The following is a 21,265-nucleotide window of genomic DNA, read 5'->3' on the forward strand; positions in this document are numbered from 1 at the left end:
GTTCGTGTTCGAGATACTCATCCGGCCTCCCTCATTTTCTTGTTGTTGTCGCTCGCGCTCAATTCCACCCACAGGCGCGAGCGTACGCCTTCATTGAGTGGCACAATATGGAACGGCTGGCCGAAAATGGCGAGCGGCTCCTGAGGCAGCTCGAAGCGCGGCCAGGCTTCCGCGACATCGGGCACACCTGATGTGACGAAGCGCAGCAAGCTCGCCTGAAACCGCGCGGCGACGTCGATATCGGCAGGCGTCATCGGCCCGCCCTTGCGCTTCAGGATCGGACGATCGATGAAGTCGGGCAGATGCGCCCAGAGGCAGGCATTGTCCGCGCCGTGTGTGGGCCCCTGCGACAGGAACGGCTCCAGCGCCGGGCGATGGTCGAACCGACTCAGCCACACCGCGCCGCCGGCCGCAGCGTGCAGCCGCGCGAGATCGGCCATCGGGCGGTGCCAGAACGCGTCCGACAGCAGCGCCTCATACGGATCCTCGTCGACGCGCGCCGTGGCGCGGTAATCGGACAGCAGGCGTTCCCAGCCGGCATCACCGAAGGCGGCGCGCACATTGCGCTCGGTGGTGCGGATCATCGCAGCGGGCGGGGTGCTCTTGAGGAACATCACCATCTCGTCGCGGCAGGAACCGAGCCAGAGCGGAATGTCGCGCAAGCTGCCGTCGGCGAAGACGTCGCGGGGCTCGCGCGCAATCACGGTGCCATCGAGCACCGGACCGAACACGGTGCCCGATTCCGTTTCGTCCGCGAGCCTGCGGCCGACCCGCTCCACCGCCGCGAAGAGCTTTGGCAAGGCCACAGAGGCGATCGCGGCCGGATCGCGCGCCAGTTCAAGCTCGTCGAGCACGCGACGCGCGACCTCGTCGGCGTGATCGGCGCTCATGATATTTCGCCCGGGCGCGCTGAGCGCGAGCGCGCGGCTGAACTTGCCCCTCGCCTGCGGCAGGGTTGCGAGCGCGATCACCATGGAGGCGCCGGCCGACTGGCCGGACAGCGTGATGGCGTCCGGATCGCCGCCGAAATTCGCGATGTTGGCATGCACCCAGTCGAGCGCAGCGAGCGCGTCCTGGAGCGCGAGGTTGTTCGCCTCGCCCAAGCCATGGCGATGCAGTTGCAGGAAGCCGAGCGGGCCAAGCCGGTAGTTGATCGTGACGATCACTGCCGGGCCGTGCTTGGCGAGGAAGGCGCCGTCATAATCGGCGCCGCCGCCGGTGACGAAGGCGCCGCCGTGAATGAAGAACATCACCGGCAGTGGGCGATCCACCCCTGCCGGCGTCCAGACGTTCAGGCTGAGACAGGACTCCTCCGCCTGATCGAGATGACCGGGCTGCGGCGCATAAGCGCCGTAGTCCGTGCAGCGGCGGGGCTCCGTCCACGCCGGTGGCGGCATTGCCCGGGCAAAGCGCCGCGCGGTTGCGAACGGCACGCCCTTGAAGGCACGCACGGCCTCCTGCTCGGCCCCAATGACGGGACCGTTCGCGGTCGGGACTGCATTGGTCAGCATGCGATGCCCTGTCCTTCGCTCAAGCGCGCCGCTTGCCGAGATCGGCGATGTCGACGGTGTGGGTTTCGCGCGCGGTCGCAGCAGCGGCTGCCGAGATCACGCAGCAGCAGGCCACGAAGATCGCAACGGGAATCCAGCCGTTCGGCCCTTCTCCGACCAGGCTCGCGCTCACCAGCGGTGTGAAGCCGGCGGCGAGGAAGCCGAGCTGGGTGCCGATCGCGGTGCCGGAATAGCGCACGCGTGCCTCGAACATCTCCGCGTAGAACGACGGCCAGATCGCGTTCGGCGCAGAATAGACGATGTACAGGCCCATCGCGGCCGCAAAGATCGCGGGCGTGCTGCCCGACGTCACCAGCATGAAATAAGGGAATAGCAGCACGGCGCAGCCGAGCACGCCGCCGATGAACACCGGCTTGCGGCCGATCTTGTCGGCAAGCAAGGCCCACAGCGGCTGCGCGACCAGCGCTGTGACATTGCCGAGCACGCCGGCCCACAGCATGGTCGAACGCGCGACGCCGAATTTGCTCGTGACATAGCCGAGAGCGAACACGGCCGTCACGGTGCTCACGGTCGCGATCAGCGCGCAGACGATCACGCGCAGCACGTCCGGCCAGTAGTCGCGCAGCAGCGTGACGACGGGGAAGCGCGCCACTTGCGCCTTGTCCTTGATGTCTTCGAACACAGGCGTTTCCGGCATGGTCCGCCGCACCAGATAGGCAACCAGCAGCACCAGCGCGGAGAGCAGGAACGGAATGCGCCAGCCCCAGCTCAGGAGCTGCTCTTCCGGCAGGCTCGACACCGGAATGAACACCAGCGTCGCCAGGATCGCGCCGGCCTGGGTGCCGCTCAGCGTCCAGCTCGTGAAGAAGGCGCGGTTGGAGTTGGCGGAATGCTCGAGGGTCAGCGAGTTCGCCCCGCTCTGCTCGCCGGCCGCCGACAGGCCCTGCAATAGGCGCAGCAGCGTCAGGATGACAGGCGCGGCATTGCCGATCGTCTTGGCATCCGGCAGCAGGCCGATCGCGAGCGTTGAGCAGCCCATCAGGACCAGCGTGAACAGCAGCACCGTCTTGCGGCCGATCCGGTCGCCGAAATGGCCGAGGATGACGGCGCCGACGGGCCGCGCGATGTAGCCGATGCCGAAGCTCAGAAGCGCAAGCAGCGTTGCCGTGCCGGGATCAACATTGGCGAAGAATACTTTCGGGAAGATCAGCGCCGCCGCGGTGCCGTAGATGAAGAAGTCGTAGTATTCGAGCATGCTGCCGACGAAGCTGACGAGCGCGGCGCGCTTGGGCAGCTTGTTTGGCGCGGCGTCCGCGCCGGATGATGCGTGCAGCGATGCGGTTGACGTCAAAGTCATGAAAGTCCTCCCCATGTGTCCGGTGCGGTTCGCGCCAGGCCGATCGCCTCGCGCGCGCTCTTGTTGTTCTTGTTGCCGCAGCTTTGGTTTGGATCGATAATGTACGAACTAGTACGTTTATGCAATACGCATTGGATCGCCGCCCAAAGAGGCGAAATTTGCCTTCACCTTCAAGGCGATCCATGGAAACTGGCGGGAGAAACAGCAATGCTCGAGCGCATGCCGCCCCCATCGAAGCGCACCAACGACCCCGAGCGCACCAAGCGCGACATCCTCGAAGTGGCGATGGCCGAATTCGCCTCGGAGGGCTATTCCGGCGCCCGCGTCGACGCGATTGCGGCGCGCACGCGCACGTCGAAGCGGATGATCTATTACTATTTCAGCGGCAAGGAGCAGCTCTACCTCGCGGTGCTGGAGGAGGCCTATCGCAGCATCCGCGCCCTGGAGGATCAGCTCGACATCGAAAGCTGCGACGCACGCGAGGGCCTGCGCCGCCTGATCGAGGCGACCTTCGACCATGACGAGCGCAACCCCAACTTCATCCGTCTCGTCTCGATCGAGAACATCCACCACGGCAAGCATCTGAAGCAGAATTTGCAGCTGCGCCAGCTCAACGCCAGCGTGATCGCCACCCTCGACGGCATCCTCAAGCGCGGCCGCACCGAAGGCGTCTTCCGCGACGACGTCGACGCCATCGACCTGCACCTCGCCATCTCCTCCTACTGCTTCTTCCGCGTCGCCAACCGCCACACGTTCGGCGCGCTGTTCGACCGCGACCTCAGCGAGCCGAAGGTATTGGCGAAGAGCCGGGCACAGATCGTGGAGATGATCTTGGCGTGGCTGGGGGCGAAGGCTTAGCAGCCACCACATATTCGATGTCGTCCCGGCCTAGTGCGCAATTGCGCACTAGGCCGGGACGACATCGGGGGCTCACCCCTTCTTCTGCCGCGTGCTCGCCAGCAGCACCAGCATGAAGGACGCCGCCGTCATCAGCGTCGAGATCGCGGCGATGGTCGGGTCGATCTCGTCGCGGAGCGCGGTGAACATCCGCTTGGTCAGCGGCTGATACTGGCCACCGGAGATGAACAGCGCGACGATGGTCTCGTCCATCGCCGAGATGAAGGCGAAGATGCCGCCCGCCACCACACTCGACTTGATCTGCGGCAGCGTCACCGCGAAGAAGCTGCGCAGGCGGTTCATGCCGAGGCTGCGCGCCACCATCTCCTGCGCGGGGTCGAAGCTCTGCAGGCCCGCGAGCACGGAGATGACGACATAGGGCAGGCCCAGCATCACGTTGGCCAGTACGAGGCCGGGCATGGTCGCGACCAGGCCGACCTTGGCATAGACGAAGAAGATGCCGACGGCGGTGATGATGATCGGCACCACCAGCGGCAGCAGCAGCGCCATGTGGATCAGCCGCATGATCCGCAGCTTCGACTGGCTGATGGCATAGGCGGCGGCCACCCCGAACGGGGTCGCGATCACGACGGTCAGCAGCGCGACCGTCAGCGTCACCCGCGTCGCCTGCATCCAGGCGGGGTTTGAGAAATATTGCTGGTACCAGCGCAGCGAGAAGGACGGCGGCGGGAAGGTCAGGAAGCGCGCGCTGGAGAACGAGATCGGCGCGATGATCAGGACGGGGATGATCAGATAGACCAGCACCAGCGCGCTGATCACGTAGAGGGCAATCCGTGCGGGCGAGGCGCGCATCATTTCTGCCCCAGCACGCGATCGAGCGAGATGAAGCGGCTGACGACGAAGAAGATCGCGAGCACGCTCAGGAGCAGCACCACGGCAACCGCGCTCGCAGCCCCAAACTGGTTGTAGAGCTCGACGTTGCGGCTCACCAGCATCGACACCATCACGGTGCGGCCGCCGCCGAGCAGCTCCGGCGTGATGTAGAAGCCGAGGCACAGCACGAACACCATGGTGCAGCCGGCGAGCACACCCGGCAGCGACAACGGCAGGAACACGCGCATGAAGGTCAGGGACGGGCTCGCACCCAGGCTGGCGCCGGCCTGCATGAGATCATTCGGGATCTTCTGCATGGTGGCGTAGAGCGGCAGCACCATGAACGGCAGCAGGATGTGCACGGTGGCGACAACCGTGCCGAAGGTGTTGTGGACCAGCGCGAGCGGCTCCGAGATCACATCGAGATAGCGCAGGAACTGGTTGATCACGCCGGTGCGCTGGAGCAGCGCCAGCCAGGCATAGGCGCGCACCAGCACGCTGGTCCAGAACGGCAGCACGACCAGCGACAGGATCAGGATGCTCCACCCCTTCGGCACCGAATTGGCGAGATAGGCCACGGGATAGCCGAGCAGCAGCGCGATCACCGTGACCGCGAGGCTGATCTCGAAGGTCAGCGCAAAGCTGCGCCAGTAGACGTCTTCGGTGAAGACGCGGCGATAGTTCTCCAGCGTGAAGCCGTCATGATAGATCGACTGCCAGGCGAGCCAGCCGACCGGCAGCACGATCAGGGCCAGGATCACCAGCAGCGCCGGCGACACCAATGCCAGCATCAGGCCGTGCTCGCGGCGCTGATGCTTATGGGAGGGATCTGGCACGGATGTCGTCAACGCTCGCCTCGCCTTACTTCTGCATGAAGGACGCCCAGCGCTTCTCGGCGGCCTCTCCGGCCGGCGAGGACCACCAGGCGTAGGACATCAGGGCTTGCTTGGCCGCGTTGGCCGGCTCGCTCGGCAATTGCGCGGCGCGCTCGGGCTTGATCACGCCCGTCTCGAACGCCTTGGGATTGCCCGGACCGTAATCGATGTGCAGCGGCAGATTGGCCTGGTGCACGGGATCGACGGCCTCGTTGAGGAATTTCACGGCCGTCTCGAGGTTCGGCGCGCCCTTGAGGATGCAGAGCGAGGTGCTCTGCAGGATGCCCTGGTTGTAGGTGAAGGCGACCTTGGCGCCTTCCTTGGCGACCGCGCTGACGCGGCCGTTCCAGGCCATCTCCATGTCGACCTCGCCGTCATTGAGCAGCTGCGCCGACTGCGCGCCCGAGGTCCACCACACCGTGATGTGCGGCTTGATCTCTTCCAGCTTCTTGAAGGCGCGGTCGACGTCGAGCGGGTAGAGCTTGTCGGGCGCGACGCCGTCGGCCATCAGCGCGGCCTCGAGCGTCGCGAACGGGTGGTTGCGCAGCGCGCGGCGGCCGGGGAATTTCTTGACGTCCCAGAAATCGGCCCAGCTGTTCGGCGCGTCCTTCGGGAAGGTCTTCTGGCTGTAGGACAGCACGCTGGAATAGAACTCGTAGGACACCGAATAGGGACTGCGATACGCCTCCGGCATCGCCGCGCCGTTTGGAATCTTCGAGAAGTCGAGCTTCTCGATCAGCCCCTGCTCGCCGCCGCGCAGGCAATTGCCGGTCGGGGTATCGACGACATCCCAGATCGGCTTGCCGCTGCCGACCTGGGTCTTGATCGCCGGCCAGGCGTCGGGAATGGAGTCCTGGTTGATGGTGATGCCGAGCTTCTTGGCAGACGGATCGAGGATCGCCACCGTCTGCGCCTGCTGATAGGCGCCGCCCTGCGAGACGAAGGTGATCTGCTCGGCGGCATCAGCCGCACTGGTCAATCCGATTGCGCCCAGCAGCGCGCAGCCCAATCCAAAGCTCTGTTTCATCGTCATCCTCACCTCCTCCAAATGATCTCACTGACCGATCGCATCGAGAAACTGGTACCAGCCGGCGACCATGCGCACGGCGGGCTCGCGCAGCGGATAGAACGGTATAGCTTTCATGCGCCGCGCATCGAGCAGGCCGACGTCGGGCGTCTCGCCGCGCACGAAGGCGGCGAGATAGCGGCCCATCAGGCTCGACATCGCAACGCCGGCGCCGTTGTAGCCGACCGAGAACAGCGTGCGATCGTCGAGCCGGCCGATATGCGGCACCGAATCCAGCGTCATCGCGACGAGGCCCGACCATTTGTAGGCGAGCTTGATATCGGCAAGATCGGGGAAGATGCCGACCATCGCCTTGCGCAAGGCATCGAACGCGGCTTGCGAATCCTGCTTGCCGAAGGCGCCGCGGCCGCCGAAGATCACGCGGTTGTCGACCATGCGGAACCAGCGCATCATGCGCTTGGTCTCGGTGTAGGTGCGCCCCGTCGGCATCAGCCGCCCTGCGAGATTGCCGGGGAGGCGCTCGGTTGCGACCATGGCGCTGCGGAACGGGATCAGCGTGCGCTGCAGATGCGCCGTCGCGCCGGTCAGATCGGAATAGCTGTTGGTGGCGATGATCGCCTGTTTCGCGCGCACTGCGCCTTGCGGAGTCTCCGCGATGATGCCGCCGTTCTCGCGCCGGAGCTTGATGACCGGCGACTGCTGGAAGATGGGCACGCCGCGGCGCGCCACGCCGTCGGCGAGGCCACGCAGATAATTCAGCGGATGGATGCCGCCCGAGCCGGGATTGAGCACGCCGCCCACAAAAATATCGGAGCCGGTCTCCTCGCGCACGCCGTTCTTGTCGAGGATGCGAACCGCGGCCGAGCCCATCTCGCGCGTCATCCAGTTGGCTTCGTCGATCGCGGCCTTCAGCGTGGTCTCGTTGTGGGCGGCCTTGACCTGCCCGGTGCGCGTGAGGTTCGCGCTGGTGATACCGAACTCGGAGACGAGCTCCTCGACCATGTCGGTCGATTCATGCGCGATCTCGTACATGCGCCGCGCCATGGCGCGGCCATGTGCGGCGTCGATCTCGCGGAACGAGAGGCGGAATTTTGCGGTGATCACCCCGCCATTGCGCCCGCTCGCGCCCCAGCCGGGACGGTTGGCCTCGAGCACGACGGGGCTCAGCCCGCTCTTGGCAATGTGGTGCGCGGCGGAGAGGCCTGTATAGCCGGCGCCGATGATCACCACATCGGCCTGTCGCTCGCCCGACAGCACGGGATAGTCGCGCGCCGGCTCCGCCGTGGCTTCCCACAGCGAATTGACCGATGGCAGCGCGCTCCAGTCCCGTGTCATGCCACAGCTCTCCGTTTACGCCACTGGCCCGATCGCCGCATCGGCGAGCGCCTTCAGGGTCGGGAAATGGAAGTCGGGCTTGGTCAGCGTCTCCACCGCAGGCGTGCCGCCGAAGCCGGCGATGCCCTGGCGGCGCTCGATCCAGCACACCTTGTAGCCGAGCTTCCGCGCGATCCCGATGTCGTGATACTGGCTCTGCGCGACGTGCAGGATGTCGGATTGCTTGTAGCCGAAGGCGGACTGGCGGCCCTTGTTGTAGGCGAAGAATTCCGGGTTCGGCTTGGCAACGCCGGTGTCGTCGGCGCAGACGGTATCGTCGAAGGGATTGCCGAGCGCGTGCGCGTAGCAGGACAGCGCGACGCGGTCGGCATTGGTCATCGCGACCAGGCGGAACTTCGTGCGCAGCCGCTTGAGCGCCTCGACGGAATCGGAGAACGGACCCCAGCGCAGCACGGCGAGCTGGAACACGTCGCAGGAGGCGTCATCCGCCGGCAGCCCGAGCTCCTGCGCGAGATAGCGGTAAACGTGAAACATCACCTCGCTCGAGCGCTCATAATGCTTGTCGCGGCCGCGCTTGTAGGATTCGAAGATCTTGTCGTCGCTGAGCTCGGCCGGCGTCTTGCCCGAGATCCTGCGCACCGCGGAGAGCACGCCGGTCTCGAAATCGATCAAGGTGCCGACGACGTCGAAGGTGAGGACCTTGAAATTGCTGAACGCGGCTTGGGTGGACATATCGTTTCTTCTCTCGGGTTGGATGGGGCTTGAGTTCAATCCCCCACCCTGGGGACGACAATGGTGTCCTCGGGATGGAGCGTGACGGTAAGGCTGCCGCCGAGCGGCGGAATGCGGTGATAGGCCTGGTGGTAGCTCGGCTGGCGCAGGCTGAGCGCGATGCCGTCGGCGAGCGCGAGGAAAATGCGCAGGCTCTCGCCCTGGTAGACGATGTCGGTGACGGTTCCGGTCAGCCGGTTGCAGGCGGCATCCTGCGCGCCGTCGTCGATCAGCAGCTTTTCGCTGTGCACGGCCAGCATCAGGGCATCGCCGTCGGGAATGGCGCGCGCGCTGCGCAGCAGGGCATTGCCGAGCGCGACGCTGGAGGCATCGACGCGGCGGACCGGGAGCATCGTCGCTTCGCCGATGAAACTGGCGACGAAGGAATCGGCGGGATGATCGTGCAGCCGCGCCGGCTCGTCGATCTGGATCAGCCGGCCGTCCTTCATGACGGCAACGCGGTCGCTCATGGTCAGCGCCTCGCGCTGGTCATGGGTGACATAGATAATGGTGGCGCCGATGCGCTTGTGCAGCGCGCGCAGCTCGATCTGCATGGATTCGCGCAGCTGCTTGTCGAGCGCGGAGAGCGGCTCGTCCATCAGGATCAGGCGCGGCTCGAAGATCATGGCGCGTGCGAGGGCCACGCGCTGGCGCTGGCCGCCGGAGAGCTGCGCGATGCCGCGCTCCTCATAGCCGGCAAGGCCGACCATGCTGAGCGCCGCGCGCACCTTGTCCGGCCACGAGGATTTCGGCAGGCGCCGCGCGCGCAGGGGAAAGGCGACGTTCTCGCCGACGCTCATATGCGGAAACAGCGCGTAGTTCTGGAAGACGACGCCGATGTCGCGCTTGTGCGGCGGCATCCAGGTCACGTCGCGGCCGCCGAAGAGAATTGTGCCTGAGGTCGGCAGGATGAAGCCGCCCAGAATGCCGAGCAGCGTGGTCTTGCCGGAGCCGGAGGGGCCGAGCAGCGAGACGAATTCACCGGCGCCGACATTGAGCGAAACGTCGTCGAGGGCGCGAACGGCGCCATAGGCCTTGCTGGCGGACCTGATCTCGACGCTTTCCGCTCGCTTGTCCAACGATCGACCTCGCCATGTCCCTGCGCTGGCGTGCCTCACTGCACGCCATAAGCCTGCTTTATAGACAGGGATTTGGGGCACTCGCGGCCGAAGCGTGCGCTGCACCAAATCTTCTCTCGAAGGCCCTGTCTTTAGGCTGTCATCCTCATGACACCAGACTTGCGAAAACTCGGCAATTGCCAAATTCTCACCGCGCTCATAACATGACGTTATGCCCGAGCTCCGCCGCATGCTGCCGTCCAGTAACGCCCTGTTCGTCTTCGACGCAGCGGCGCGCAATGGCAGCTTCACCGCGGCCGCCGCGGAACTGAACGTGACGCAGCCGGCGGTGAGCCGGATGCTCGGCCAGTTCGAGGAGCATCTCGGCGTTCGCCTGTTCGATCGCAAGGCGGGCCGCGCGGTGCTCACCGAGGAAGGCGAGCTGCTCTATCGCCGCGTGCTCGAAGGCTTCCGCAGCATCGAGAGCGGGCTCGTCGAGATCGAGCGGCGGCGCAAGGGCACCGAGACGGTGACGCTGTCGGTCTCCTCCGCCTTCACCACGCATTGGCTGATGCCGCGCATCGACAAGCTGCAGAAGCAGTTTCCGCAAGTGGATCTGCGCTTCCAGCTCATCTCCGGCGCGCTGCGCGGAGCGGTAGAGAATGTCGATCTCGGCATGCGCTTCCGCGATCGCGAAGAGCCCCCGTCCGGCGGCACGCTGATCATGAAGGAAGTGATGCTGCCGATGTGCAGCCCCGGCTATCTCGGCGAGACCGATCCGGCCGAGGGCAACACCATCATCCGCCTCGCCGAGACGCCGGGCGATTGGGCCGCGGATTACGCATCGCTTCTCTCCGGGCGCCGCGGCGCGGCCAAGGCGCTGAGCTTCACCGATTATGCCGTCGTGGTGCAGGCCGCCCTGCTCGGCCAGGGCATCGCGCTCGGTTGGCTGACGGTCGCCTCGCACTGGCTGCTGACCGGCGCGCTGGTGCCGGCCTCCGACACGCTCACCACCACGCGCCGCATCTGCGAATTCCTGCCGCCGCGCAACCGCCCGATGCGCCCGATCGCCGCCGAGATCCGCGACTGGATCATCGCCCAGATGAAAAGCGAGATCGCCGCGATCGACCGGCTCTATCCGAAGCTCGGCGCAATGGACGCGTGCTACTAATTTCCCCTCGCCCCGCTTGCGGGGAGAGGGTCGGGGTGAGGGGGAGTCTCCGCGGGGACGGTAAGAGTTTGGACTCGCGGAGAGTCCCCCTCACCCGGAATCCGCGCTTTCAGCGCGCATTCCGGCCTCTCCCCGCAGGCGGGGAGAGGCGAAGAGTTCCACGCTTGGCGCCTCTACCGATGCTCGATCGCCCTGATCGCGCCGCGCAGCTCGGCGAGGCCGCGGAGGCGGCCGATCGCGGTGTAGCCTGGGTTGGTGCGCTTGGTGGCGGCGAGGTCGTCGAGCATGCGGTGGCCGTGATCGGGGCGGAACACGATGCTCTTGTCCGGTGAGCGCCGCGCGTTCTCCTTCAGCAGCGCCTTGAGCACCGCGACCATATCGACGTCGCCGTCGAGATGATCGGACTCGTAGAACGACAGGCCGTCCGCCTCGCGCTTGGTCGCGCGCAGATGGGCGAAGGCAATGCGCGGGCCGAAGCGTTCCGCCATTTCAGGCAGATTGTTCTCCGCGCGCACGCCGAGCGAACCCGTGCACAGGCAGATGCCGTTCGCCTTCGACGGCACGGCATCGAACAGAGCCTGATAGTCGTCGGCGCTGGATGCGATGCGCGGCAGGCCGAACAGCGGCCGCGGCGGATCGTCCGGATGCAGCGTCAGGGAGACGCCAAGCTGCTCGGCGACCGGCGCCACGCACGCAAGGAACTCGGCGAGGTGCTGCCGCAGGATCTCTGGCGTGATGTCGCGATAGGTCTCGAGCCGGTCGCGGAATTGCGGGATCGTCATCGGCTCGGTGGTCGAGCCCGGCAGCGCGCTGGCGATGACCATGACGAGATAGTCGATATCGGCCTGGCTCATCTGGTCGAACAGCTTCTTGGCGCGCGCCTGCTGCTCGGGCGAATATTCCTGCGCGGCGGCCGGGCGCTTCAGGATGTGCAGCTCGAACGCGGCAAAGCGATCCTGGTCGAAGCGCATGGCGCGGGCGCCGTTGGGCAACTCCCATTCGAGATCGGTGCGGCACCAGTCGACGACGGGCATGAAATTGTAGCAGATGATCTTGATGCCGGAGGCGGCGACCGCCTCCAGGCTCGCGATCCAGGCTTCGATAGACTTCGTCGCCTTGCCGCCGAGGCGCTTGACGTCGTCGGGGATCGGAATCGATTCCACCACCGACCAGGTCAGCTTTGAGCGGCCAGGCTGGCCGTTCTCGATAAAGTTCTTGCGCTCCTCGACCGCCTTGCGCGTCCAGGCTTCCCCGATCGGCACCTGATGCAGCGCCGAGACGATATCGCTCGCCCCGGCCTGCCTGACGTCGTCCAGCGAGACGGGATCATCGGGCCCGTACCAGCGCCATCCCTCCAGCATCATGCCCGTTCTCCTAATCAGTTCGCAGTGAGCACGACCTTGACGCTCTGCGAGCGGTCGAGCGCCAGCCGCAGCGCATCCGGCGCGGTCGCCAGCGGCCGCTCGGCGGTGACCAGCGACAGCACATCGACGCTGCCGGCCGCAATCAGTTCCACTGCGGTCATGAACTCGAAGCCGAAGCGGAACGAGCCGCGCAGATCGATCTCCTTGGCCATCACGGCGTTCGACGGCGTCGGGATCTGGCCGCCCGGCAGGTTGCCGATCTGCACCACCACACCGCCGCGCCTGACGATGCCGATCGCGCTGGCGAGGCCCGCGGCCGTGCCCGAGACCTCGAAGGCGACGTCGTAGGGGCGTGCGGCGGCCTGCGCCTTCAGGCCCTCCTCGCCAGTAGAGACGTTCTCGACATGGGAGGCGCCGAGCTTGGTCGCAAAGGCCAGCGGCGCCGGCGCGATGTCGGCCACCGTCACGTCGGCCATGCCGGCACGGTGCGCGGCGAGCATGGTCAGAAGCCCGATCGGGCCGGCACCGAAGATGATGCCGCGCTTGCCCTCGATGTTGCCGGCGCGCGCGACCGCGTGCAGGCAGACCGAGAGTGGCTCGGCCAGCGCCGCGGCCTGATAGGAGACGTGGTCGGGAATCTTCACGCACTGCGCCGGGATCGCGTCGAAGTAATTGGCGAAGCCGCCCTGCATATGCGGCGTCTTCGAGGCCGAGCCCATGAAGTAGATGTTCTCGCACAGGTTCGGCCGGCCCTCGCGGCAGGCGACGCAATGGCCGCACCAGCGCGACGGGTTGACGGCGACGCGGTCGCCGACCTTCAGGTTGGCGGCAGTGCCGGAGATCTCCACGACCTCGCCCGAGATCTCATGGCCGAGCACCAGCGGCGACTTCACCACGAAGTCGCCGGTGCGGGCATGGCGGAAGTAGTGCATGTCCGAGCCGCAGATGCCGCCGGCGCCGAAGCGGATGCGCACCATGCCCGATGCCAGCTTGTCGAGCGGATGCTCGATCATGCGCAGGTCTTCGGGGCCGAACAGGGTTGCGGCGAGAGCAGTCGAGGTCATTTGGAGAGTCCCATGTATTTAGGCAGCCAGAGGGTCAGTTCGGGAATGTAGGTGATCGCGATCAGCGCGAGCATCAGCGGCACCAGCCAGGGCAGGATCGCGACCGTCGTGCGCTCGACCGAGAGCTTTGCGACGCGGGCGAGCACGAACAGCACCATGCCGAGCGGCGGATGCAACAGGCCAATCATCAGGTTCAGCGTCATGATCAGACCGAAGTGGATCGGATCGATGCCGAGCTTGAGCACGATCGGCAGCAGGATCGGCACCAGGATGGTAATCGCCGCCGTGGTGTCGATGAAGCAGCCCACGAACAGGATCAGCACGTTGGCGAGCGCCAAAAACACCCATTTGTTGTGGGTGATGCTGAGCATCCAGTCCGACAGCATTTGCGCGGCCTGCGACACCGTCAGCAGCCAGGCGAAGATCGAGGCTGCGGTCACGATGAACAGCACCGAGGCCGTGGTCTCGATGGTGTCGAAGGTCGCCTTCGCCACGGTCTTCAGCGTCATGGTGCGGTAGCGGATGAGGCCCAGGAACAGCGACCAGATCACCGCGGCGACCGCGGCTTCGGTCGGCGTGAACCAGCCGAGCGTCATGCCGCCGATCAGGATCACCGGCGCCATCAGCGCCATCACCGCCGAGAAGTCGAAGTACCAGTCGATAATGAGCAGCGTGCCGAGACCAATGACGACGGCCATATTGACCGAGAGGCCGGCGAGCACCATCAGCCAGATCGCCATCGGAAAAGCGAGCACGATGGCGATCTCGAGGCCGGCCGATCCGAGCTGCGGCCAGGAGAACGGCGTATCGCTGCCCCATTTGTTCTTGTGCGCGAAATAGGTGACGGTCGCCATCATCAGCAGCGTCATGACGATGCCCGGGATGACGCCGCCCAGGAACAGCGCGCCGATCGAGACGTTGGCCATCATGCCGTAGATCACGAAGGGCAGCGACGGCGGAATGATCGGCCCAAGCGTTGCGGACGCCGCGGTGACGCCGACCGAGAATTCGGTGGAGTAGCCGTGGTCCTTCATCGCCTTGATCTCGATGGTGCCGAGGCCGGCGGCATCCGCGATCGCGGTGCCGGACATGCCGGAGAAGATCACCGAGCCGATGATGTTGACGTGGCCGAGGCCGCCGCGCATCCAGCCGACCAGCGCGACCGCGAATTTGTAGATGCGGCCGGTGACGCCGGCGATGTTCATGAGATTGCCGGCCAGGATGAAGAACGGCACGGCGAGCAGCGGAAAGCTCTCGACGCCGGCGATCATGCGCTGCGCCAGCGTGACATCAGGGGTCACGCCGCTGACCAGGATGTAGAGCAGCGACGACGCGGCCATGGAAATCGCCACGGGAACGCCGAGCAACATCAGGATGAGAAAGCCTCCAAGCAACAGCAGCATGACGTTACCCTTCAAAACCGTCGTAGGCGCCGGGACGTTCGAGGATCGAATAACCCTGTCGCAAATGTTGTATGGCCACCTGCACCGAGCGCACGAACATCAGCACGAAGCCCGCCAGCACGGCGTAATAGACGTAGTCCTTGGGCAGATTGATCGTCGTCATCGATTCATCGCCGATGATCTGGATGTAGACCCAGACCAGCTTGATGGCGTAGCCGAAGAAAGCGATCCGGATCAGATCGATGATCGTCGACAGTGCGCGCGCCACCACATGCGGCAGATAGCGGTAGACGAGGTCGACCTGGATATGCCGCGACAGCCGCACGCACATCGAGGAACCGATGAAGACCACGCCGATCAGGCAGTAGGTCGCGATCTCCTCGGTCCAGGCATAGCTGTCGTTGAGCACGTAGCGGGTGAAGAACTGGAGGAAGACGGCAAGCGCCATCACCCAGAAGATCGCCAGCGCCACCCAGTCCTCGAAAGCGTAGACGCCGAGATCGACCTTCGGCGCCGCCTCCTCCTCGAAGGTGTGGGCGATCTCGTCCGCAGTGATCTGCCGGTGTATTTCGGCGGTCGACATGGGTGTGCTCCTCAAACCTCTCCATTGTCATTCCGGGGCGGCTCGACGGGGCCGCGCAAAGCGCGGTCCCGAGAACCGAACCCGGAATCTCGAGGTTCCGGGTTCGACGCTTCCGCGTCGCCCCGGAACGACGGGCGCGTCACTTGACCGCCTGAATCCGCTCCCAGTCGGCCTTGCGGTAACCGAACGTCTCGAACGGAACGTTCTTCAGCACGATGTCGCGGAACTCGTTCTTGTCGACCTCGGTCACGGTCAGGCCCTTTTCCTTGAAGAAGGCGACCAGCTTGGCCTCGTTCTGCTTGATCTCGTCGGTCGCTTTCGCGGCGGCCTCCTGCGCGACGTCGGTGAAGATCTTCTTGTCCTCGTCGCTGAGCTTCTTCCAGAGCGCGCCGGCGACCACCGTGTTGAGGTGGTCGACGATGTGGCCGGTCAGCACGATGTGCTTCTGCACCTCGTAGAATTTCTTGGCCTCGATCGTGGTCAGCGGGTTCTCCTGCGCCTCGACGGTGCCGTTCTGGAGCGCGAGATAGACCTCGGCGAAGGCGATCGGCGCGGTGTTGGCGCCGCAGGCGCGCGGCATTGCGAGATAGGCCGGCACGTCGGGCACGCGCATCTTCAGGCCCTTGAGGTCGGCGCAGCTCTTGATCGGCTTGTTCGACGAGGTCTGGCGCACGCCGTAATAGGTCACCGCGACGATGTGGTGGCCGCTCTTGTCCTCATAGCCCTTGGCGAGCTCCTTGAAGATGTCGCTCTTGGTGTAGGCGAGGAGATGGTCCGAGTCGCGGAAGGTGTAGGGATAATAGGTCACGCCGATCGGCGCGAAGCTCTTGGCCGCGAAGCTCGAGCCGGAGATGATGATGTCGACCGAGCCGAGCGAGAGGCCCTGGTTGATGTCGGCTTCCTTGCCGAGCTGCGAGGCCGGATAGACGTCGACCGTATAGCGCCCGTTGGTGCGCTTGCCGATCTCCTGCGCGGCCCAGACCGACGCGGTGTGGAACGGCTCCGAGGTCTCGTAGACATGGGCCCATTTGAGCTTGGTCTGCGCCATACCGGCATGAGTGGTGGCAAACATCGCCGCGGCGGAGACCGCGAGCATCATCGTCATCTTCTTCAACACTGACTTTTCCTCCATCGTTCAAGTCTGCTTCTTGTTCGCCCGCACCTTAAGCGGATGCGGGCCGCCCAATCTCATCGCCGCCGCGCGCTGCCGCCCGCAGCCTGCTTCTTCTTCGATGCCGGTTTCGGCTTCGATGGCTTTACCGGCGCTCGCACCGCGCGGCCGTGGCCCGAAACCGGCCCTCCCGCACTCTCGGCGCCGAAATTCTGCGCAAAGCGCTCCTGGGACCGCGCTAGATGATCGCGCATCGCGTTGCGTGCGGCGTCCGGATCATGCGCCGCGATCGCGTCGCGCACGGCGCGATGCTCGTCGAGCGCCGTGCGCCACGTGCCCGGGCTCTCGAAATAATGCGCAAGCTTCGCGAAATAGGGATTGAGACGCTGGTCGAACAGCTCGCCGACCACGCGCACCAGAACGGCATTGCCGAGGCTTCCGGCGATCGCGACATGGAACGCGCGGTCGTGCACCATCGAGGCTTCACCGGGATGTTCGACATTCTCCATCGCAAGAAGCGAGGCGTCGATGCGCGCCAGATCGTCTTTGGTCGCGACGCGCGCGGCCTGTTCGGCAATGGCGCTTTCCAGGAATTCGCGGGCGCGCAGCAGCTCGAACGGCCCCTCGATGACAGCAGCGGCTGCAGGCGCGGCTACGGCGGCAGGCTCGATCACATAGATGCCGGACCCGACGCGGATACGGAGACGGCCTTCGACCTCGAGCGCGATCAGGGCTTCGCGCACCGTCGGCCGCGACACCTTGAGCTGCTCGGCGAGCTCGCGCTCGGTCGGCAAGCGGCTGCCGACCGCGTACTCGCCGCTGTCGATCAGGCTTCGCAATTGATCGGCGACCTGGCGATAAAGCCGTCTCGCCTCCACAGCTTCCAGCGGCACGCTGGTCCTCCCGGAAGGGTCGCGCGGGGTCGTCGAAACCCGCGGCCCGCCAATTTTTGGAAAATTGGTCTTACCAATTGACCGGAGCATTGACCGAGGACGGGCGCCATGTCAAGCAGCGGCAAAGCAGAGGGGAGACGTCCATGCGCCTTGGCCGCGCCAATCTCGACCGCTTGCCGCCGGCCATCCGCCGCCCGGCCTATGACCGCTCGCGCGTTACGCCCGGCATCGTGCATCTCGGCCTCGGGGCCTTTCATCGCGCACATCAGGCCGTCGTCATCGACGATTGCCTTGCCACCGGCGCCATGTCCTGGGGCATCGTCGGCGCGAGCCTGCGCAGCCCGGACACGCGCGACGCCCTCGCCCCGCAGGATCATCTCTATACCGTTGCCGTACGTGCCGCCGAAGGCACCGAGCACCGCGTCATCGGCGCCCTGCTCGACAGCGTCGTCGCGCGCGAGAAGCCGGCAGCATTGGTCGAGCGGATGGCCGATCCCGCCATCCGCATCGTCTCGCTCACGGTCACCGAGAAGGGCTATTGCCACACGCCGCAGACCGGCGATCTCGACGAGCGGCATCCCGATGTCGTGCACGACCTCAACAATTTTGACGCGCCGCGCTCGGCGCCCGGCTTCATCGTGGCGGCGCTGGCGCGCCGCCGGGCACAAGGCTTGCCGCCCTTCACCGTGCTATGCTGCGACAACCTTGCCGCCAACGGTCATACCGTGCAGCGGATCGTGACGCAGTTCGCCGCGCTCCGATCGAAGGATCTCGGCAAGTGGATCGCGGATACGGCCGCCTTTCCCTGCACCATGGTCGATCGCATCGTGCCGGAAACGACGGATGCCGATCGCGATGCGGTGTCATCCGCGCTCGGCATGCGCGACGCCTGGCCGGTCATGACCGAGCCGTTCACGCAATGGGTGGTGGAGGATCGCTTCACCGCGGGCCGGCCCGATCTTGCCGCCGCCGGCGTCGAGCTCGTCACCGACGTCAAGCCGTTCGAGCTGATGAAGCTGCGGCTGCTCAACGCCAGCCATTCGGCGCTCGCCTATCTCGGCTATCTCGGCGGCTACGAGACCATCGCCGACACCATGCGGGATCCGCACTTCGCGCGCCTCGCCGCGCGCGTGATGGAAGAGGCCGCGGTGACGCTGACGATGCCAGCAGGCACGGACCTCGCTGCCTATCGCGCCTCGCTGCTCAAGCGCTTTTCCAATCCGGCGCTGCATCACCGCACCTGGCAGATCGCCATGGACGGCTCGCAAAAGCTGCCGCAACGCCTGCTCGGCGCGATGCAGCATCGCCTTGCGAGGGGCCTGCCGATCGCGACCCACGCGCTCGCGGTCGCCGGCTGGATGCGCTACGTCACCGCCGCCGATGAGCAAGGCCGCCCCATCGACGTGCGCGACCCCCTTGCCGCCGAGTTCGCAGGCCTGGCGCGCGAGGCCGGTCCCGTTGCCGAACGGCTTGCGCCGGCCCTGCTCGGGGTCGAGAAGGTGTTCGGACCGCTGGGCACCGAGCCGCGCCTGCGTGAAGCCGTCACCGCGGCGCTCGGCGGCCTCTATCGGGATGGCGCGCGGCGGGCGGTGCAGACGCTCGTTTCGGCCTGATCACAAAGCAGGCAGCGGCGTTCCCAATGCTGCACTGCGGTCAAAATCGAACGCAAAATCAAACGCAAGTCGCGCTTGATTTTTGCCTGTCATTGCCGCACCCGAGAGGCATGGCAAAGGACAGCAAGGTCATCGCCGCGAACGCGGCCTTCTATGCCGCCTTCTCCACCGGCGACTTCGCCGGCATGGAGCGGATGTGGGCGGACGACGACGGCATCTCCTGCATCCATCCCGGCTGGCCGGCCATCATCGGGCGCGCCACGGTGATCGGAAGCTGGCGCGACATCCTGCAGAACCCGCAGCGGCCGCAGATCGTCTGCGCCGAACCGCAGGCCATCGTCGACGGCGACAGCGCCCGCGTGCTCTGCATCGAAATCGTCGACGGCACCGCTTTGGCGGCTGCGAACCATTTTCGGCGCGTCGGCGACGGCTGGCGCCTGGTGCATCACCAGTCGAGCCCGATCGCCCAGATTGTCGAGCAGGCTGAGGACGATAGAACGAGCCGCCGCGTCCACTGAACGGACCGGACACGCCGGCGTGATGTACTGTGCATGGGGTTGTTTTCCGACTTTTTTGTTGGCGACCTCATCCAAGCCCCGACAGATCGTCCAGCACCACCCGCGCCGCGCTGAAGTCGTCATCGCAGAAGAACATGCTGCGCGTGATCAGAACCGGTATGTTCGCCCGCGACGCCGCAATCAGCCCATTGGCAGAGTCCTCAATCGCGAGACAGTCGACCGCGTCCAGCTTCAGCCGCGCCAGGATCTCGAGATAGACGTCCGGCGCCGGCTTCTTGTGCCTGACATCGTCGCCGGCGACGATCGCGTCGAAGTCCGCCGCCCAGCGCTTGCCCAGCGCCTGCGACAGCAGCGCATCGATGTTGCCGTGCGAGGTCGTGGTCGCGATCGCCAGCCGCTGGCCGCGCGCCTTCGCCGCGGCGAGCAGTTCCACCACGCCCGGCCGCAACGGGCAGCAGCCGGTTTCGATCAGCTCGGCGTAACGCGCGGTCTTGATGCGGTGAAGCTCGGCGATGTCTGCATCCGACAAAGGCGGGGCGATCCCCAGCCTGGCGTGATAGGCGCGCATGCGTTCCTTGCCGCCCGTCACCCGGAGCAGGTCCTTGTAGACGGCGCGGTCCCATTGCCAGTCGAGACCGACGGAGGCAAAGGCGTGGTTGAAGGCCTGCCGGTGCAGCTCCTCGGTCTCGGCCAGCGTGCCGTCGACATCGAAGATCAGCGCGGCCGCGCGCCGGATCAGCTCGGCCGCATCCGCCGGCGCCGGAGCGAACGCTTCTGCCTGCATGATCGGTGCCTCCCTGTGCCAGGCGAGAATCGCCCGGGCTGGCGGGCGAGACAAATCGCAATATCTTTTGCCGGACCCAAAAATCTCTTATGAGCGACTGGCGCGGAGCTCGCGCGAACGGGAACTCTGCACGGGAGGCGCATGCGGCTCTTCATCCTTGGCCTTGGCTATAGCGCCAGACACTTCGTCCGCCAGTTCGGCAGCAGCTTCTCGCATATTGCCGGCACCGTGCGGGATCCCGCGAAGCGGGATGACCTTGCGGGCATCGAGGTGCACGCCTTTTCCGGCAATGCTCCCGCCCGCGAGACGGCCGAACTGGTCCGCGGCGCCGATGTCCTTCTCATATCGATTCCGCCCGGCAGCGCCGGCGATCCCGCACTCGCAGCCTTCGCAGACGTCCTGGCAACGGGTCATCGCAAGATCATCTACCTATCCACCATCGGCGTGTATGGCGATCACGCAGGCAGCTGGGTGGACGAGAACACGCCGCCGCGGGCCGTCTTCGAGCGCACGCGCCTGCGGCTCGCGGCAGAGCAGGCCTGGACCAATGGCGGGTACGGCAATGTCGCGATCCTGCGGCTTGCCGGCATTTACGGCCCCGGCCGCAACGCGCTGGTGACGCTGCGCGAAGGCACAGCCCGGCGCATCATCAAGCCGGGACAGGTCTTCAACCGTATCCATGTCGACGACATCGCGAGCGCCATCATGGCCGCCATTCAGCACGGCGGCGGCGGCACCTGGAACGTCTGCGACGACGAGCCCACGCCGCCGCAGGACGTGATCGCCTATGCCGCGCAGCTCATGGGCCTCGCGCCGCCGCCGGAAGAGACGTTCGAGACAGCCGAGATGTCGGCGATGGCGCGCAGCTTCTATGCCAGCAGCGCCCGTGTCTCCAATGCGAAATTGAAGCGCGAGCTCGGCGTCACGTTGGCTTATCCGACCTATCGCCAGGCCCTGGATGCGCTGTGGCGCGCAGGCGAAGGCCGATAGGTTCCGACACGTCCGGCGCCTCCCAGACATGCCCTGCGCGCGCTTGACTTCGCTTCAGGGCAATCGTGATCTAGGCATGAGCGAGCCATTCGCATAACGAGCTCGC

At 65.8% G+C, this 21,265-nt stretch carries 20 protein-coding genes; 5 read left to right on the plus strand and 15 right to left on the minus strand.

The annotated features are described in order from the left end of the window. Positions 1-17: 17 nt before the first annotated feature. Together JQ603_RS13320 and JQ603_RS13325 are read right to left on the minus strand one after the other, a co-directional pair. Positions 18-1,511 (minus strand): carboxylesterase family protein, encoded by a 1,494-nt coding sequence (locus tag JQ603_RS13320; RefSeq protein WP_212339906.1) that lies wholly within the window; start codon positions 1,509-1,511, stop codon positions 18-20. 19 nt (positions 1,512-1,530) lie between these two features. Then, entirely contained in the window at positions 1,531-2,868 is a 1,338-nt protein-coding gene (locus tag JQ603_RS13325) for an MFS transporter (RefSeq protein ID WP_212339907.1), read from the minus strand. Positions 2,869-3,075: 207 nt separating this feature from the next. Between JQ603_RS13325 and JQ603_RS13330 the strand changes: the two genes are divergently transcribed. After that, entirely contained in the window at positions 3,076-3,726 is a 651-nt protein-coding gene (locus tag JQ603_RS13330; protein WP_212339908.1) for a TetR/AcrR family transcriptional regulator, read from the plus strand. Positions 3,727-3,798: 72 nt separating this feature from the next. On the opposite strand, the gene JQ603_RS13335 is transcribed toward JQ603_RS13330, so the two are convergent. The 6 genes from JQ603_RS13335 to JQ603_RS13360 all read right to left on the minus strand — a co-directional run bounded on the left by JQ603_RS13335 (position 3,799) and on the right by JQ603_RS13360 (position 9,686). Next, the gene (locus tag JQ603_RS13335) at positions 3,799-4,581 is read right to left on the minus strand and encodes an ABC transporter permease (RefSeq protein WP_212339909.1); all 783 of its coding nucleotides are present in this window, start codon (positions 4,579-4,581) and stop codon (positions 3,799-3,801) included. Beyond that, positions 4,578-5,390, minus strand: a complete 813-nt coding sequence (locus JQ603_RS13340) for an ABC transporter permease (protein ID WP_211412278.1) — start codon at positions 5,388-5,390, stop codon at positions 4,578-4,580. Before JQ603_RS13340 ends, JQ603_RS13335 begins: the two co-directional genes overlap by 4 nt. Positions 5,391-5,460: 70 nt before the next feature. Beyond that, entirely contained in the window at positions 5,461-6,507 is a 1,047-nt protein-coding gene (locus JQ603_RS13345) for an ABC transporter substrate-binding protein (RefSeq protein WP_212339910.1), read from the minus strand. Positions 6,508-6,528: 21 nt separating this feature from the next. Next, the gene (locus JQ603_RS13350; RefSeq protein ID WP_212339911.1) at positions 6,529-7,836 is read right to left on the minus strand and encodes an NAD(P)/FAD-dependent oxidoreductase; all 1,308 of its coding nucleotides are present in this window, start codon (positions 7,834-7,836) and stop codon (positions 6,529-6,531) included. A gap of 15 nt (positions 7,837-7,851) precedes the next feature. Beyond that, positions 7,852-8,568 (minus strand): HAD family hydrolase, encoded by a 717-nt coding sequence (locus tag JQ603_RS13355; RefSeq protein WP_212339912.1) that lies wholly within the window; start codon positions 8,566-8,568, stop codon positions 7,852-7,854. Between the two features lie 35 nt (positions 8,569-8,603). After that, positions 8,604-9,686 carry an ABC transporter ATP-binding protein gene (locus tag JQ603_RS13360; protein WP_212339913.1) on the minus strand — a complete coding sequence of 361 codons (1,083 nt, stop codon included), beginning with the start codon at positions 9,684-9,686 and terminating at the stop codon, positions 8,604-8,606. A 211-nt stretch (positions 9,687-9,897) separates the two neighbouring features. Between JQ603_RS13360 and JQ603_RS13365 the strand changes: the two genes are divergently transcribed. After that, positions 9,898-10,836, plus strand: coding sequence for a LysR family transcriptional regulator (locus JQ603_RS13365; RefSeq protein ID WP_212339914.1), 939 nt, complete (start codon positions 9,898-9,900; stop codon positions 10,834-10,836). Positions 10,837-11,009: 173 nt separating this feature from the next. Here JQ603_RS13365 and uxuA read toward each other — a convergent pair whose 3' ends face one another. From uxuA to JQ603_RS13395, 6 genes are all read right to left on the minus strand, one after another. Continuing rightward, positions 11,010-12,200: a mannonate dehydratase gene (uxuA, locus tag JQ603_RS13370; protein WP_212339915.1), complete on the minus strand. Its 1,191-nt coding sequence runs from the start codon at positions 12,198-12,200 to the stop codon at positions 11,010-11,012. A 14-nt stretch (positions 12,201-12,214) separates the two neighbouring features. Next, the gene (locus tag JQ603_RS13375; RefSeq protein WP_212339916.1) at positions 12,215-13,264 is read right to left on the minus strand and encodes an L-idonate 5-dehydrogenase; all 1,050 of its coding nucleotides are present in this window, start codon (positions 13,262-13,264) and stop codon (positions 12,215-12,217) included. Continuing rightward, positions 13,261-14,667 (minus strand): TRAP transporter large permease, encoded by a 1,407-nt coding sequence (locus tag JQ603_RS13380; protein ID WP_212339917.1) that lies wholly within the window; start codon positions 14,665-14,667, stop codon positions 13,261-13,263. Before JQ603_RS13380 ends, JQ603_RS13375 begins: the two co-directional genes overlap by 4 nt. 4 nt (positions 14,668-14,671) lie before the next feature. Further along, positions 14,672-15,250 (minus strand): TRAP transporter small permease, encoded by a 579-nt coding sequence (locus tag JQ603_RS13385; RefSeq protein WP_212339918.1) that lies wholly within the window; start codon positions 15,248-15,250, stop codon positions 14,672-14,674. 139 nt (positions 15,251-15,389) lie between these two features. Beyond that, entirely contained in the window at positions 15,390-16,349 is a 960-nt protein-coding gene (locus JQ603_RS13390; protein ID WP_212340006.1) for a sialic acid TRAP transporter substrate-binding protein SiaP, read from the minus strand. An 89-nt stretch (positions 16,350-16,438) separates the two neighbouring features. Continuing rightward, complete coding sequence (locus JQ603_RS13395; protein ID WP_212339919.1) at positions 16,439-17,254, minus strand: FadR/GntR family transcriptional regulator; 816 nt, start codon at positions 17,252-17,254, stop codon at positions 16,439-16,441. A 143-nt stretch (positions 17,255-17,397) separates the two neighbouring features. Here JQ603_RS13395 and JQ603_RS13400 point away from each other — a divergent pair, with 143 nt between their 5' ends. Together JQ603_RS13400 and JQ603_RS13405 are read left to right on the plus strand one after the other, a co-directional pair. Further along, on the plus strand, positions 17,398-18,867 hold the full coding sequence (locus tag JQ603_RS13400; protein WP_212339920.1) for a mannitol dehydrogenase family protein: 1,470 nt from the start codon (positions 17,398-17,400) through the stop codon (positions 18,865-18,867). Positions 18,868-18,977: 110 nt separating this feature from the next. Then, a complete protein-coding gene (locus tag JQ603_RS13405; RefSeq protein ID WP_212339921.1) occupies positions 18,978-19,385 on the plus strand; it encodes a nuclear transport factor 2 family protein in 408 nt (135 codons plus the stop codon). A gap of 67 nt (positions 19,386-19,452) precedes the next feature. Here JQ603_RS13405 and JQ603_RS13410 read toward each other — a convergent pair whose 3' ends face one another. Continuing rightward, the gene (locus tag JQ603_RS13410; RefSeq protein ID WP_212339922.1) at positions 19,453-20,169 is read right to left on the minus strand and encodes an HAD family hydrolase; all 717 of its coding nucleotides are present in this window, start codon (positions 20,167-20,169) and stop codon (positions 19,453-19,455) included. Positions 20,170-20,310: 141 nt separating this feature from the next. Between JQ603_RS13410 and JQ603_RS13415 the strand changes: the two genes are divergently transcribed. Next, positions 20,311-21,159: an SDR family oxidoreductase gene (locus tag JQ603_RS13415; protein ID WP_212339923.1), complete on the plus strand. Its 849-nt coding sequence runs from the start codon at positions 20,311-20,313 to the stop codon at positions 21,157-21,159. Positions 21,160-21,265 lie beyond the last annotated feature (106 nt).

The sequence above is a fragment of the Bradyrhizobium liaoningense genome, assembly GCF_018130825.1.
Taxonomy (GTDB): Bacteria; Pseudomonadota; Alphaproteobacteria; order Rhizobiales; family Xanthobacteraceae; genus Bradyrhizobium; species Bradyrhizobium liaoningense_B.

Coding starts and splice junctions, on each gene's coding strand:
- JQ603_RS13375 (WP_212339916.1), bottom strand. CDS start 13,264: ATGACCTCGACTGCTCTCGCCGCAACCCTGTTCGGCCCCGAAGACCTG.
- JQ603_RS13385 (WP_212339918.1), bottom strand. CDS start 15,250: ATGTCGACCGCCGAAATACACCGGCAGATCACTGCGGACGAGATCGCC.
- JQ603_RS13330 (WP_212339908.1), top strand. CDS start 3,076: ATGCTCGAGCGCATGCCGCCCCCATCGAAGCGCACCAACGACCCCGAG.
- JQ603_RS13405 (WP_212339921.1), top strand. CDS start 18,978: ATGGCAAAGGACAGCAAGGTCATCGCCGCGAACGCGGCCTTCTATGCC.
- JQ603_RS13380 (WP_212339917.1), bottom strand. CDS start 14,667: ATGCTGCTGTTGCTTGGAGGCTTTCTCATCCTGATGTTGCTCGGCGTT.
- JQ603_RS13365 (WP_212339914.1), top strand. CDS start 9,898: ATGCCCGAGCTCCGCCGCATGCTGCCGTCCAGTAACGCCCTGTTCGTC.
- JQ603_RS13350 (WP_212339911.1), bottom strand. CDS start 7,836: ATGACACGGGACTGGAGCGCGCTGCCATCGGTCAATTCGCTGTGGGAA.
- JQ603_RS13340 (WP_211412278.1), bottom strand. CDS start 5,390: ATGCTGGCATTGGTGTCGCCGGCGCTGCTGGTGATCCTGGCCCTGATC.
- JQ603_RS13400 (WP_212339920.1), top strand. CDS start 17,398: ATGCGCCTTGGCCGCGCCAATCTCGACCGCTTGCCGCCGGCCATCCGC.
- JQ603_RS13410 (WP_212339922.1), bottom strand. CDS start 20,169: ATGCAGGCAGAAGCGTTCGCTCCGGCGCCGGCGGATGCGGCCGAGCTG.
- JQ603_RS13415 (WP_212339923.1), top strand. CDS start 20,311: ATGCGGCTCTTCATCCTTGGCCTTGGCTATAGCGCCAGACACTTCGTC.
- uxuA (WP_212339915.1), bottom strand. CDS start 12,200: ATGATGCTGGAGGGATGGCGCTGGTACGGGCCCGATGATCCCGTCTCG.
- JQ603_RS13390 (WP_212340006.1), bottom strand. CDS start 16,349: ATGATGCTCGCGGTCTCCGCCGCGGCGATGTTTGCCACCACTCATGCC.
- JQ603_RS13325 (WP_212339907.1), bottom strand. CDS start 2,868: ATGACTTTGACGTCAACCGCATCGCTGCACGCATCATCCGGCGCGGAC.
- JQ603_RS13345 (WP_212339910.1), bottom strand. CDS start 6,507: ATGACGATGAAACAGAGCTTTGGATTGGGCTGCGCGCTGCTGGGCGCA.
- JQ603_RS13355 (WP_212339912.1), bottom strand. CDS start 8,568: ATGTCCACCCAAGCCGCGTTCAGCAATTTCAAGGTCCTCACCTTCGAC.
- JQ603_RS13320 (WP_212339906.1), bottom strand. CDS start 1,511: ATGCTGACCAATGCAGTCCCGACCGCGAACGGTCCCGTCATTGGGGCC.
- JQ603_RS13335 (WP_212339909.1), bottom strand. CDS start 4,581: ATGATGCGCGCCTCGCCCGCACGGATTGCCCTCTACGTGATCAGCGCG.